At 55.1% G+C, this 13042-nt stretch carries 13 protein-coding genes; 8 read left to right on the top strand and 5 right to left on the bottom strand.

What is annotated here, in order from left to right; all coding sequences use genetic code 11:
• The first annotated feature begins 127 nt into the window (after nucleotides 1-127).
• The gene (locus QY332_06665) at nucleotides 128-436 is read left to right on the top strand and encodes a hypothetical protein (GenBank protein ID WKZ37614.1); all 309 of its coding nucleotides are present in this window, start codon (nucleotides 128-130) and stop codon (nucleotides 434-436) included.
• 30 nt (nucleotides 437-466) lie between these two features.
• On the opposite strand, the gene QY332_06670 is transcribed toward QY332_06665, so the two are convergent.
• Nucleotides 467-871, bottom strand: coding sequence for an OsmC family protein (locus QY332_06670; GenBank protein WKZ37615.1), 405 nt, complete (start codon nucleotides 869-871; stop codon nucleotides 467-469).
• A gap of 154 nt (nucleotides 872-1025) precedes the next feature.
• Between QY332_06670 and QY332_06675 the strand changes: the two genes are divergently transcribed.
• Nucleotides 1026-1691 carry a lysoplasmalogenase gene (locus QY332_06675; protein WKZ37616.1) on the top strand — a complete coding sequence of 222 codons (666 nt, stop codon included), beginning with the start codon at nucleotides 1026-1028 and terminating at the stop codon, nucleotides 1689-1691.
• 159 nt (nucleotides 1692-1850) lie between these two features.
• Here QY332_06675 and QY332_06680 read toward each other — a convergent pair whose 3' ends face one another.
• From QY332_06680 to QY332_06695, 4 genes are read right to left on the bottom strand one after another with little or no spacing between them, the layout of a single operon-like run.
• Nucleotides 1851-3728 (bottom strand): ATP-binding protein, encoded by a 1878-nt coding sequence (locus QY332_06680; protein ID WKZ37617.1) that lies wholly within the window; start codon nucleotides 3726-3728, stop codon nucleotides 1851-1853.
• Nucleotides 3729-3740: 12 nt separating this feature from the next.
• On the bottom strand, nucleotides 3741-4898 hold the full coding sequence (locus QY332_06685) for a hypothetical protein (GenBank protein ID WKZ37618.1): 1158 nt from the start codon (nucleotides 4896-4898) through the stop codon (nucleotides 3741-3743).
• Nucleotides 4899-4950: 52 nt separating this feature from the next.
• The gene (locus tag QY332_06690) at nucleotides 4951-6453 is read right to left on the bottom strand and encodes a hypothetical protein (protein ID WKZ37619.1); all 1503 of its coding nucleotides are present in this window, start codon (nucleotides 6451-6453) and stop codon (nucleotides 4951-4953) included.
• A gap of 5 nt (nucleotides 6454-6458) precedes the next feature.
• Nucleotides 6459-6995, bottom strand: coding sequence for a class I SAM-dependent methyltransferase (locus QY332_06695; protein WKZ37620.1), 537 nt, complete (start codon nucleotides 6993-6995; stop codon nucleotides 6459-6461).
• Between the two features lie 88 nt (nucleotides 6996-7083).
• Here QY332_06695 and QY332_06700 point away from each other — a divergent pair, with 88 nt between their 5' ends.
• From QY332_06700 to QY332_06725, 6 genes are all read left to right on the top strand, one after another.
• Nucleotides 7084-7518 (top strand): DMT family transporter, encoded by a 435-nt coding sequence (locus QY332_06700; protein ID WKZ37621.1) that lies wholly within the window; start codon nucleotides 7084-7086, stop codon nucleotides 7516-7518.
• 37 nt (nucleotides 7519-7555) lie between these two features.
• Nucleotides 7556-9283 (top strand): DNA polymerase/3'-5' exonuclease PolX, encoded by a 1728-nt coding sequence (polX, locus tag QY332_06705; protein WKZ37622.1) that lies wholly within the window; start codon nucleotides 7556-7558, stop codon nucleotides 9281-9283.
• A 2-nt stretch (nucleotides 9284-9285) separates the two neighbouring features.
• Nucleotides 9286-9507 carry a hypothetical protein gene (locus QY332_06710; protein ID WKZ37623.1) on the top strand — a complete coding sequence of 74 codons (222 nt, stop codon included), beginning with the start codon at nucleotides 9286-9288 and terminating at the stop codon, nucleotides 9505-9507.
• Between the two features lie 21 nt (nucleotides 9508-9528).
• Nucleotides 9529-9969, top strand: a complete 441-nt coding sequence (locus tag QY332_06715; protein ID WKZ37624.1) for a GNAT family N-acetyltransferase — start codon at nucleotides 9529-9531, stop codon at nucleotides 9967-9969.
• Nucleotides 9970-10145: 176 nt separating this feature from the next.
• Nucleotides 10146-12029, top strand: a complete 1884-nt coding sequence (locus tag QY332_06720) for an ATP-binding protein (GenBank protein WKZ37625.1) — start codon at nucleotides 10146-10148, stop codon at nucleotides 12027-12029.
• The gene (locus QY332_06725; protein ID WKZ37626.1) at nucleotides 12026-13042 is read left to right on the top strand and encodes a hypothetical protein; all 1017 of its coding nucleotides are present in this window, start codon (nucleotides 12026-12028) and stop codon (nucleotides 13040-13042) included. The genes QY332_06720 and QY332_06725 overlap by 4 nt, the downstream gene beginning before the upstream one ends.

Raw genomic sequence — 13042 nt, forward strand, 5'->3', positions numbered from 1 at the left:
CCATCCCGCCTGGATCGGCGCTATAATGATGCGGAAACGGTCGAAAACCCCAGGTCCAATACAGAACCAGTACAGGATAAGTACAGGATGTTTGTCGCATCCACACAACGGGAAGGCAGGAGCAGGCATGGCAAAGATCACCCTTCACCCCATGGTGCGCAGGATACAGGGAAAACTGGGCGGCGCCGTCTTTCGCCGTTCGCACACGGGCGAAATGACCCTCGTCAAACTCCCCGACATGTCCAACGTCAAATGGAGCAGGGCGCAGAAGGCGCATCGCCAGCGCTTCAAGAAGGCGGTGGCATACGCCCGCGCCGCCATGGCGGATGAAACCGTCCGCGCCAAATATCAAAAGATCGCCGCCAAAAAAGGCAAACGTCCCTTCGACATGGCGGTCTCGGATTATTTCAAAGGCAGGAATTTATTGGAAGGGTAGAGGATGGTGATGCGAAAAAATACCCCCAATTCACGCCTCCGTCACCTCGACCTCATGTGTGATCTCGACCGCATCCTTCAACGTGGCGTACACCGCGCAATACTTCTCCTCGCTGATCTCGATCGCCTTCTTTAATTTCTCCAACTCAATGCCCCTGCCGACCGCCCGATACAGGACGTGGATTTTGCGAAACCGCCAGGGCGGGTCTTCGTCCTGCACCGCCTCCGCCGTGACCTTGAGCTGCTGCACTTCCTGGCGCTGTTTCTTAAGAATTTCCACCACGTCATGCGACGTGCAACCGATCAACGCCATCGGCAATAAGTCCGCGGGGCTGACCCCCATCGGCTTCTTCATGATGATCTGGTACCCGTCGTTATCCTGAAGGATGAACTGTTCCACGGGGTCCCACTGTAGATGAACCTGTTTGGCTGCCATGATTGCAGTATAGCATCTTCCATGTCATTGCGAGCGGCGCTTTGGCGTCGCGAAGCAATCTCCCTGTAGAAGAGGGGGGCTGCTTTGGCTGGCGCCTCACAGCGACATTATTCATCCTGAAATGTCTATGGTACGATAACGGCGGGAGGCTCTCATGAACATCTTTTTGATCGCCGCGTTCGTCCTTGCCGCGCTCGAAGCCCTGGCGCTGCACCGCAACTGGTTCAGGCTCGAGGTCATCGCCAAGCCCGGCGTGATGCTCGTCCTGTTCCTCTGGCTGTTCACCTCCGCCGGGTTGGAGGGGGCGCTGCTCTGGTTCGGGCTGGGGATTCTTCTGTCCCTTGCGGGGGACGTGCTCCTGATGATCTCGCTCGACCGCCTCTTCCTCGCGGGGCTGGTTGCTTTTCTGATGGCGCATGCCGCCTATATTATCGGGTTCAACATCCCTGTGCCGCAGATGTCGGTGTGGGGCATCGCGCTGGCGGTCATGATCGGCATCGGCGGCGCGCGGGTCATCCGCAGGATCCTCGCCCCCCTTGAGTCAAAAGGACGGGGGCGCATGCGCATGCCCATCGCCGTCTACGGGGTCGTCATCTCGATCATGCTCCTGTCCGCCATGTTGAAGCTGACCGACGTCGCGTGGGATGCAGGGGCCGCGCTCCTCGTCAGTCTGGGCGCATTCCTCTTCTATATCTCCGATGTCATTCTTGCCTGGAATAAATTCGTCGCCCCCATCCCGAACGGACGCATCTACAACATTGCCGCCTATCACCTCGGTCAGATCGCGTTGATCGCAGGGGTGATTGCGCAGTATTCTTAATGTCATTGCGAGGAGCCCGACGGGCGACGAAGCAATCTCCCGGTTAAGTGGGTGATTGCTTCGGGCTGTGGTTTCGACACCGCACTCGCGTTCAGTGCAAGTGTACGGGCGGGAAGAACAACCGCCCTGCTCAACCACCAGCCCCCGCAATGACATGAACTATTCCATGGTCACGATATATTCATGGATCAGGTGCGCGTATCGGTTCTGCAGGCGGATGAAATGGTTCTGGATGGCATCCGCCTCGGAGCCTTCGAGCACAAGGAAACGCCCCTTTTCCACGCCTTCGCGCGCGATCTCGCGGCACACGGCTTCCGTGATGAGTTCCGCCAGCAGCACCTGCCCCTGTACGGTCGTGTCGAGGCGGTTTTTTATATCCAGGTAGATTTTCACCGACGGGGCGGCGGTGGCGATGACGATGCTCGAGTTGACGCGGTCGAAATACACGCGCTGGCGCGGGTCGGTGCGGTCGTCGAAGCGGATGTCCGTGAACAGGGCGTTGCTGCCGCGCGTCGGCGGCGAGGGGATGGCCTCCTTTTTGGAATGCACCTGCACCATGGCCTGTGCGCGGTTCCGGCCGAGATAGGCCGTCACCATGCCTTCCCCGCCCACCTGCCGGCCTTCCACTTTCACGCGCGCTTCGAGGATGGTTGGGTCGTTCTTGTGCGGCTTAAGCTGCACCAGCGGTGTTGCCACGATCACTTCGGAACTGCTTGAAATGATGGTGGCGGTTTTGTTTATTTTCACATGTTCATTCACTGCAGCGCGCAATACCAGTGTGGCGGTCTGACCTGTTTGCACATACATGCGTTCGGGGAAAAATCCCATGCCCGATTCGGGCAGTTCGATTTTCTTTTTTTCACTGTCCTTTTGCTCACGCAGTTCCGTCACGGCAATGGTGTTCAGTTCATGCAGGGCGCGGTCCAGTTTGCGGCGCAGTTTTTTATCCAGTTTGGTCTGCTCGTCGTGGATGGCGTGTTCGCGCTCCTCCTGGATCAACGGCTCGAGTTTTGCCTCCACCGCCAGCTTCAGGGCCCTCGCGAACGGATGCGTCCAGTTGATGCCGTCGCGCGTCGCGGTCAACACGGGTTCGTCGTTCTTCAACAGGTCGTGCAGGTAGTCGCACTGGATCGAGCCGTAAAAATACGCCGCATACGGGTCGTTCTCGAACTTGAGCATGGTCAGCGAAATGACGATGTCCCTGCTGATGACCAGCAGGCCGCCGTCGGCATAATCGCCCTCCTCGCCGCGTGTGGACAACTGGATGCCTGAGCGATGGACCTCCAACTGTGCCTCGGCTGGATAGCCTTCGATCGGCAGGCTTGCCTCCAGCACTTTTTCGCCGCGCGGCGACTTGTAGCTGAGTTCGTATTCCTGACGGCTTTTTACACCCGATGCCATATCCCGCAGAACGATCCTGCGGTCCGGACTGCTCATGATCGGGCGCAGTTCAAAATGCCTTTGCAGGTAGTTGCGCAGGTTGTTGTACTGCGGCATCTTCACGTCGTCGCGCGAGACGACGATCTCGATCAATGTTCCGTTCCCTTCGGGAATGCCGTATTTTTTCCGCAATGCCAGCGTGGCGGGCACGGGATCATCCAGCTCGAAGGTGGGGACTCCGTTTTTCAAAAGCAGGGAACACGAATAAAAGCGCGTCCCCTTGAACGAGCGTACATGCCCGTAGCCCAGCCCAAAAACGGAATCCTTCAAGCCGCGTCCCCACATGCCGCGCACATGCTGGTCCTCCTTCAATCCACTGGTGGCCTCGCCGTACGTGCCGACCACGCGGTCCATGCGTTTGTCGGTCATGCCTTCGGCAAAGTCCCTCACGCGGATGACCGAATTCTTGCGCTTTCTTTGTACTTCGATGATCATCTCGCCGCTGGATATCCCGCCCGACTGTTCCAGACGCGAGTAACTGTCATTTGCGTTGGTGATGATCTCCACCAGCGCGCGCATGACGTCCTTGCGAATCGCCTGGTCCGCCTGCTGGATCGCCACGCGGTCGGCGTATTGCAACTTTCTACTGCTTACCATATAAACCTTTCGTTATCTCTTCTTCATCGCCGGTTTTGCCTGCGGTTTCAATAAATGCGCAGACCTGCCTTCGCAAAATTCAAGAAAATCGATCAGGTCTGCCCGGTTGTGGATGCCGGCATACCGTTTGAACAGTTCGAGGTTTCTTCGGAGCGTCTCCGCCGAAGACTCCATGGTGGCGAAGAGCATGTTCCTGAAATCGAACTCGCTGATCTTGGAATGTTTTCCGTTCCTCCTGTATTGACGATAAACATCCGACCGCTCCATCAAGCGCACGACCTTGCCCGCCTTCACCTTTTCCTCCCTCGATACAACGGGTGCTTTTGCGGCGGCGGCCTTCGCTTCCTTTTTGACCTTCGGCTGGATTTTCTTCTTGGCCGGCTTCTTGCGGACGACGGGCTTCGCCTCTTTCTTCGGGACGGCTGGAGCCGGCAACGGAAGTTGTTTCGCCGCCTGTGGCTTTTTCACCGCCGGCTTTGCCGGGGCTTTTTCCTTTTTTCGAATGGGTGCTTTCTTTTCCCCTTTCAGGGACGTTGTCGTCACGGGTTTGGAGACGGGTTTCTGCGATTGTGCTTTGACCTTCGACGCTGATTTTTTCCTTGCAGGGGTACCTGCCTTTTCAACCGTCGGTTTTTGTTTGGTGACTGTCTTCTTCGCAGGTTTCGTCTGTTTCGGTTTTTGCTTTGGTTTGGCTTTCTTCCCGACCTTCCTTGCCTGCTTTTTCTTTTTCGCAGGTGCGGCGGCTTTCTTTGGCGGTTCTGGAATGACCACCTTCTGCGGTCCATCGTCCCTGGTCTTCTTTTCCACTTTGGGCGGCATGGGGAAGCGAATTCCCATTGCTTTTGCCGCCTGCCTTGCCATCTGCCTGCCTGCGGGACGCAGGATAAACCCTTCCGTAGGGGTGTCTTTCACATGGCCTTTTTCCCTGGCGTACTTCAACGCCTGGGTCACATGGGCTGAATCGGGCCAGTAGAAATAATTCTTCAACGAGAAGCGGTGCGGGAATAACTTGAAACAGGTGGAAACGATCTCTTCCAAAGTGGCGGGAACGCCGTCTGCGTGGAGATGCTGAACGGCGAACAGGACCAGTTCCCCGGTCGGGAGGGAGGCGTACATTTCCTGTGTGATGTTGGGCATGAGGGTCGGTTCAGCAGATTCGTCAGGTGTCATGAGTGTATTGCCTTCGCATGGATTGTGATGGCTCCATTATAACAAGGTCGTTTTATTGACCGCCGTTATATCGATATACCATCACATTATATTCGGGGTTGGAGTAGACAATGCTGAATGTATCGGGGTCTGCTTCGAGTATGGGCAGGATGCGGCTGCGGATGGCGGGTTCCAGTTCCGTACTGCGCGGGGATTGCAGCGGCGGCGCGATGATGATGAAATCAATGCCCTGATTATCGAGATATTTGTTCAGTTCCTGTCCCTGCTTCGGGAAGTTGATGGTCTTGCGCCGCACATGCACATATGCGGGGACGGGTTCATTGACCATGACGATGGCATCGCGCGGCGCGTTTTCCGCAACCCAGGCCGCACCCATGGAGAGATCGGTCATCTGGTTCATGAAAGGGCTGCGCCAGTCCTGCAGGTTGCGCGCCAGCAGTGTGCAGGCGATGACGATGGAAACGGCATACGCAATGCGGGCATTGTTCTTTGTCAGCAGCGACAAACCCCGCAGAAAATAAAAATAAAGGAAGGGCAGAATGGGAATGAGAAAACGTGCCTTCACGCTTCCCACCCTGGGATTCCAGAATGCGAGCATGCCGATGATATAGATAATGAAATAAACATCCGCCAACTGAATATCGTTGCGCCGGCGGAACATCCCCAACATGACGGGGAGAAGAATAACAAGATTGAGAATGAATGGAAGCCATTGCAGGCCGTAACTCCCCAGCATGGAAGTCAGCCTTGCCCCAAAGACGGGCAGGAGCGACCCAGCCGCGGTTTCATTGAAATAGCCGAGCGCATTCGCAAGCATCTGGCTTGTTTTTTCAATAATGGCGCTGTTGAACACTTGTGTTTGATACCCGCTGGAGATCAACGAACCGCTCAGCCAGCCCTGCAGCAGCGTGCCTGCAACAAAGACGGCGGTTGCAATGACCGTTTCGCGGAAACGCCGCGTGAAAAGCAGATAGAGAACCAGCGCGACAAACAATGAAATTCCGATGGTGCGAATCAGTTGTGTATAAAATGCAAGCATGCAGACGAAAAGGATGAGCCAGTTCCTGCGGCTGTCCGTCGCATCCCTCCATTTGTCGAACAGGTACAGCGCGAGGAGCGAGAAGAACAGATATGCGGATTCCGACATCACCGTCACGGAGGTGCCGACCAGCAGCGGATTCAGTGCCACCAGGCCCGTCAGTATCTCAGGATATGGGGATGAAAGCCGCTTCGCGAACAGGTTGTACGTCAAAACAATGGATGCCAGCGAAAGGAGCAGGGAAAGGAATTTGAGGATGGCATAATTGCCCGGAAACACGAAGGTCAACGGCGTGAGCAAAAGCGGCCAGCCCGGCGGGAAGGCGCGTTCGATCTGCGGGCGCGGGAAGTTGATCAACTGGTACCCCTGTCCGCTGGAGAGGCTTTCGGCCAGGATGATGTAATGCGCGTCGTCGTAGGATGTGCCGAGCTGCAGCGAGTTGAAGCGCAGCAGTCCCAGAATGGCGCTGATGGTGATGAAAAGTGCGAGGAGATAATGTGAGCGGTGGAGTTGCATACTATTCAATCGGTCTTCGTTGTCAATGCGGAGTAGAACTCGCGCAGAAATCTGGATGGATGGGTGGCCAGCAGACGCGGCTCGCCAAAGCCAGTCTGCATGGCGAGTGTGCGGAATGTGTCGAATGAAAATGGATGCGGAACCCATTGGTTGCCCAAATCCACGTTGTATTCGATCACGAGCAGCATGCCGTTTGTTTTCAGCAGGGACCTGACATGTTTTAATATTTTCCCGGTATCCTCGAAATAATGCAGGGAGTTTGCTGTCAGGATGCCGTCAAGCGGGGGTAGATCTAATGTCCGTGAAAAATCCCCTTCAATTGTATGAAGGTGTTTTGAGCTTCCGAAGCGGCCTTGATGTTCCCGTTCCAATTGACGCAGGCTGGTCCGGTCTGTGTCCACGGCATGGATGTCCGCAGTCGCCCCGATCAGTTCGCGCAGGGCACATGTAAAGGCACCGGAGCCGGCCCCAAGGTCCGCCCACGAACCGCCTGGCCCAAGATTTGCGGGGTGCAGTAAATTGACATGCTCGTTGTGGTCCATGCGGCGAATCGTATCATAGATGGGGAAACCTCCGCGGCGCAAAGGGCGGATGCAATTTATAATCAGCCGAAAACAAAAAGGATATAAAATGCAGGCACTTATCATCATCATTCTTATCGGCGTCATGGGCGGGGTTGCGATCGGCATTCAAAGCCCGCTTGCCAGCATGATCAGCCAGCGGTTGGGCGTATTGGAAAGCGTGTTCCTTGTTCACCTTGGCGGTGCGCTTGTGGCGCTTGTTCCGCTTCTGATCTTTGGAAGTAAATTCAACCAATGGCGCAGCCTGCCGTGGTATGCCTTTGGCGCGGGCGCGTTTGGATTGGTGGTGATATTTGCCATGAGTTATATGATCCCGCGTGTCGGGGTGGCGCCCGCGTTGATCATCCTGCTGGCCGGGCAGCTGTTGATGGGCTCGGTCATGGATCATTTTGGCTGGCTCGGCGCGGTGCAACGCCCGTTCGAACTGACGCGTTTGCTGGGACTGTCCGTGGTGCTGGCCGGCGTCTGGCTGACGGTGAAATAAGAAGCCCAGCCTCTGCTCCATGGAAAGGATTACCGGTATGATGAACAATCGTCAACTTGCGGATACGTTTACGCTGATCGCCAATCTCCTGGAGATCAAGGGCGAGGTGATCTACGTCATTCTTGCCTATCGCAAAGCGTCTGAAAATCTAATGTCGCTCGGCCGCGAAGCCGGCGAATATTGGAAGGAGGGGAAGCTGCGCGAGATCCCCGGCGTGGGCAAAGCCATTGCCGAAAAGATTGACGAGCTGCTTTCCCGCGGCACACTTGGATTTCTGGAAAACCTGAAAAAGGAGATCCCTGAAGAATTGGCGGGATGGCTGCAGGTGCCGGGCTTGGGACCGAAGAAGATCGCGCTCATCTGGAAGACGTTGAACATCACGGCTCTTTCGGAACTGGAAACTGCCGCGAAAAATGGACAGCTTCGCGACATTCCGGGCATGGGCGCCAAGTCCGAGAGCGCCATTCTGGAAGGCATCGCGTCCCTCGCCCGCAGGTCCGGGCGGATTCCATTGGGGCGGGCCTATCCGCTCGCGCAGGAGATCATCCAGGTCCTCAAAGGTGTGAAGGGGGTCACCGCAGCAGAATCCGCCGGCAGTTTAAGAAGGATGCGTTCCACCGTCGGTGACCTGGATATTCTTGTTGCGGCAAACGATTCCGCCGCAGTCATGGAAGCCTTTGTCAACCTGAAAGGTGTCAGCCGCGTGCTGGGGAAAGGCGAAACGAAAGCCAGCATCGAATTCACAGACGGCGTGCGCGCGCAGGTGTGGGTGCATCCGCCGCAGAAGTTTGGCACCGCCTTGCAATATGCAACAGGTTCGAAGGATCATAATGTAAAGCTGCGGCAGATCGCACTGGATAAGGGCTTGTCGTTATCAGAGCACGCGTTGACGAACGTTAAAGGCCAGGGAGAAATTTTATGTTCCACCGAAGAGGACGTTTATAAAACACTGGGCTTGCCGTGGATACCGCCCGAACTGCGCGAAGACCGCGGCGAGGTGGAAGCGGCGAAAGCGAACAAACTTCCGAAGTTGATTCAGGTGAAGGATATCAAGTCCAATTTGCAAACGCACTCCACATGGAGCGACGGCAGGTTGAGCATGCTGGAGATGGCACGCGCGGCGGCAAAGCGCGGCATCAAGGTGATTGCGTTTACCGATCATTCGGTTGGGCTGGGCGTTGCGGGCGGCATGAAAATGGAAGACCATAAAAAGCAGGCTGCCGAGATCAAGAAAATTCAAAAAGAACTCGGCGATGAAATTCTGGTTTTGCATTCCACCGAGGTGGAGATCAAAGCCGACGGCACGCTTGATTATCCCGATGAATTTCTCGCCACGCTCGATATCGTAGTCGCGTCATTGCACACCAGCCTGCGCCAGCCGCGCGAGAGAATCACACAGCGGTTGTTGAACGCTGTTCGCAACCCGCATGTGGACATTATCGGTCATCCCACGGGACGTGAAATCCCGGACCGGGAAGGGGCGGATTTGGATATGGAAGTGATTCTCAAGGCTGCGGCGGAATCCGGTGTGGCGATGGAGATCAACGCCCACCCCTCCCGCCTCGACCTTGACGATATGTTTGTCCGCCGCGCCAAGGAGTTGGGCGTACGCATCAGCATTAACACCGATGCGCACTCCGAAGGCGATCTGGATATGCTTCATTATGGTGTTGCGATTGCGCGCCGCGCCTGGCTGGAACCGAAGGATGTCATCAATACGTGGACGGCAAGGAAGTTATTGGATTGGTTGAAGAAGAGAGGATAGGAATGGAGAACCAAAGCGGAAAACGTACTGTATTGATGATCTCCGGCGCAATGGACAGCCTGCTTGGCGCGATCGGGCTGTTGATCTATTTTGACGTCCCGCCGTTCGATATGGCAGGCTGGGGCATCCCGCGCTGGGTGCTTGGACTGGTCGGCGCCGGGCTGTTCTTTTCAGGAATTGCCATCTTCACGTATTATTTTTCAAAAACAGATGTATCCGGGTAAAGGAAATTTGGTCGGGAGACTATGAATATTGAAATTCGCGGTATCACAGCGCAGGACAGACATGAGTGGTTTAGGATGCGTAAAGGTATCTGGCCTGAAGCGCCCGCTGAGGATTTGAACTATGACATGGATGAGATTCTTGCGAGCGGCAGGGACGCGGTCTTTTTTGCCGTGGCGGACAGCCGCCCGGCCGGCATGATCGAAGTCCGCCTGCGGGAGTATGCGGAGGGATGTGAGACCAGTCCCGTCGGATATATCGAGGGCTGGTTTGTCTATGCGGAATTCCGCGGTACGGGTGCGGCAGGGGCTCTCACCCGGGCGGCGGAGGACTGGGCGCGGGAAAACGGCTGTACCGAAATGGCTTCGGATACCTGGTTGGATAACGAGGTCAGCATTCGCGCGCACAAAAAACTGGGGTATCACGAGGCGGAGCGGCTGGTCCATTTTGTAAAGCGTTTGTAGGTGAGGATGGCCCTGCAGGGAGGTATCATATTAATGGTTGCTGTGCATCGGTTTGATTGTGAAATTGGGTATAGTCAACCTGAAATACCCGCATTTTTCGTCTCGCAGCAGTTAAAACTGGAGGATTGTTCGATAGTGGTTTTATTAACCTTTGCGCCGCGGCGCGGAGGACTTTTATGAGCATACGTTTAAAAGTCATCCTGCCTTATTTGTTGTTGACAGTCGTTGTCGCTGTGATTGGGGTATATGTTGTCACGCGCCTGGTGGCCAACAGCATGAGCGATCGCCTGACAAATCAATTGTTGGAGGCGGGGCGTGTGGTCTCTGATAGTTTTGTGCGGCTTGAATCGAATCATATAAATTTAGCCAGAGGGGTGGTTTACTATGAGGGGATTGCCCGGGCGGTTATCGATGAAAATGGGGACGAGGCGTATCTTTTGGCAGGCTCCACCTTGTTGGGTGAGGGGGGCGCGCAAAATTTAATCCTGATTTCGCCGCGCGGAACTGAAATGCTCCAGATCTATGTGGATGAAAATGGCGAAGTGAAACGGGTGGGCCAGGACGCCGGTTCGGCAAATTTGCCCATCGTTGTTCCTCTCCTGAACAGCAGGGATGTTGATGAACCACCGCTGCGTGCGCTGGGAATCAATCTGGTGAACGGTGAGACCTATTACTATACCTCCCTGCCCTTGCGCTCGGGAGACCGGTTTGCCGGCGTGGTTGTAGTGGGCACATCCATGCGTAGTTTCCAATCTTTTCTAAAAAGCATTGTGCTTGCAGATATTATTATTTATGGCGGCAATGGGCAGGCCATCGCAACCACGCTGGGGACGACAGGTTCGGAAACCTTGCAGGCGGTTTCGATTTCAGAGGATGATTACCGCGAGATCCTGCTTGCGGAAGATGTTGTGACGGGTAAAAATCTTGAACTGGATGGGCGCAACTATACGCTGGCCTATGGCCCTTTACAGGTGGGGAATGATCGTATCGGTGTGTACGCCGTGGTTTTGCCGTCAGACTATGTGCTGCAGTCCGGCGAGGAAAGCCGAAGCACCTATATAAACCTGTTTGCAACGGTAATGCTGATTGTGATCGCGATCGGGTTTTTGGTCTCCCGTATGATCACCAGGCCATTGTATTCGCTTGTAACCACTTCGCAGGCGATCGCAGGCGGCGATCTTGAACAACGGACGAACATCCGCGCGAAGGATGAGATCGGGGAACTTGCCGCCACGTTCGACAATATGACCGGGAAACTTCAGGAACGCACGCATGAGTTGGAGCAGATCAACGAACGTTTGCGGCGGATTGACAAAACAAAAACGAACTTTATTCAGATTTCCGCCCATGAATTGCGCACTCCCCTGACCGTTATCATGGGGTATTCACAAATGCTGGAGCAGGATACGCAGGACAATCCCGGGTTATTAAAACTTGTCCGCGGAATTCTGGAAGGTTCGGAGCGCATGTCCGGCATTGTGGATAGCATGCTGGATGTTTCACGGATTGACAACAAGGCGCTTGTCTTGAGGAAAACCTCTGTACGCATGGATTTGATTATTGGGAAAGTCAGCAAAGGGTTTGCTGAAGCGCTTAATGAGCGAAATATCCAACTCGACACAAATGGACTGGAAGAACTGCCTCCTGTTTTTGCCGACCCCGATCTGATCCAGAAGGTTTTTTATCACCTTGTCATGAACGCCATCAAATTCACGCCGGATGGAGGTTCGGTTACGGTCTCGGGCAGGCATCTCAACGGGGATGCAGTGCCGCAGGTCGAAATGACCGTTTCTGATACAGGGATTGGGATCGACGCCTCTTCGCTTCCATTGATCTTTGAAAGGTTCAGTCAAACAGGCGAGGTGCTTTTGCATTCCTCCGGAAAGACGAAATTTAAAGGCGGTGGTCCGGGGCTGGGGCTTGCCATCGCGCGTGGAATTGTGGAGGCACATGGAGGGCGTATTCGGGCGGAGAGTCCGGGGTACAATGAGGAGACAAATCCGGGCAGTACATTTGTAGTTACCCTGCCTGTTGAAAAGGCACCGGAGACAGAATCATGAGAATGACAAAACGCGACCGCTGGGACTGGAGCCTGCTCATCTTTATTGTGCCTCTCGGCATTTTGTTGATGATCATTGCCGGGCAGGTTGCCATGCAGATTAGACCGCAATGGAGCTTGAATGCCGGCATGGGATCTAATTTGAATCCCGAAACCGAGGGCGGCAGAAATGGCTCATTGCCCATATTTAATCCCCAAATCCTTACTCCATTCCCGTGGCTGGGCACCTTCCTTACGCCATCAGGCGATGGTATATCCTATCCTCCTCTGGTTGTTATCAACCCAAACGCTACGCAGTCCCCCATCCTTCCAACGACCGGCACAGAACCGCCTGCGACGGTTACAGAGACACCCGTTCCCTCGCCGACCTCAACAATTCCTGTTGTTCCTCCATCCGCCACTCCAACAAAGAAACCCGCAGACGATGATGATGATCCTTCGCCGCCTGCGCCGACACCCACTGCCACCCCTACCGGATATCCATCCACACTGGATCCTTCCTTGGTGCTAATCTCCCCGGCCCCGGCCCAGATCAATACGGATGCGCCGAATCGCGCTCATTCCGACCTGCCAAGTGGAAGTTATACAATCCTGTATAACCCTGTCATTGTTTTGTCCACTCCCGACGAATATTATGACATGGTATTTTACGAATACTATACTGGGAGCGGCATATTACTGGACTATATCATTATCGGCATTTCTAAGAACGCCGATGGTAGCCTGTATTATGAAGTATTTAACTGGGGCGATGGCGTACCCGATACAAATACCAACGTGGCATCTGTGCCGGAGGTGGACAATGCATCCATCCCAATCGCTGACTTGCATCCCTACCCGGATCCGCCGGCTGCACCCATCCATGGCGGCATCCTGATCGATGTGGATACCGCCTCCAGCGAACCTCCCGCGGACACATACGATTATATTGTCATCATTTCCCCCAGCAGCGGAGGGGATCCGGCCCAGATCGATGCGATCGTCGTGACGGAAGTGCCGATTCCAACACCATAG

It is taken from the genome of Anaerolineales bacterium (genome assembly GCA_030583885.1).
Taxonomy (GTDB): Bacteria; Chloroflexota; Anaerolineae; order Anaerolineales; family Villigracilaceae; genus Villigracilis.

Bases quoted from the DNA above. Each gene is read 5' to 3' on its own strand.
- QY332_06665 (WKZ37614.1), top strand. From the start codon at position 128: ATGGCAAAGATCACCCTTCACCCCATGGTGCGCAGGATACAGGGAAAA.
- QY332_06670 (WKZ37615.1), bottom strand. From the start codon at position 871: ATGGCAGCCAAACAGGTTCATCTACAGTGGGACCCCGTGGAACAGTTC.
- QY332_06675 (WKZ37616.1), top strand. From the start codon at position 1,026: ATGAACATCTTTTTGATCGCCGCGTTCGTCCTTGCCGCGCTCGAAGCC.
- QY332_06680 (WKZ37617.1), bottom strand. From the start codon at position 3,728: ATGGTAAGCAGTAGAAAGTTGCAATACGCCGACCGCGTGGCGATCCAG.
- QY332_06685 (WKZ37618.1), bottom strand. From the start codon at position 4,898: ATGACACCTGACGAATCTGCTGAACCGACCCTCATGCCCAACATCACA.
- QY332_06690 (WKZ37619.1), bottom strand. From the start codon at position 6,453: ATGCAACTCCACCGCTCACATTATCTCCTCGCACTTTTCATCACCATC.
- QY332_06695 (WKZ37620.1), bottom strand. From the start codon at position 6,995: ATGGACCACAACGAGCATGTCAATTTACTGCACCCCGCAAATCTTGGG.
- QY332_06700 (WKZ37621.1), top strand. From the start codon at position 7,084: ATGCAGGCACTTATCATCATCATTCTTATCGGCGTCATGGGCGGGGTT.
- polX (WKZ37622.1), top strand. From the start codon at position 7,556: ATGATGAACAATCGTCAACTTGCGGATACGTTTACGCTGATCGCCAAT.
- QY332_06710 (WKZ37623.1), top strand. From the start codon at position 9,286: ATGGAGAACCAAAGCGGAAAACGTACTGTATTGATGATCTCCGGCGCA.
- QY332_06715 (WKZ37624.1), top strand. From the start codon at position 9,529: ATGAATATTGAAATTCGCGGTATCACAGCGCAGGACAGACATGAGTGG.
- QY332_06720 (WKZ37625.1), top strand. From the start codon at position 10,146: ATGAGCATACGTTTAAAAGTCATCCTGCCTTATTTGTTGTTGACAGTC.
- QY332_06725 (WKZ37626.1), top strand. From the start codon at position 12,026: ATGAGAATGACAAAACGCGACCGCTGGGACTGGAGCCTGCTCATCTTT.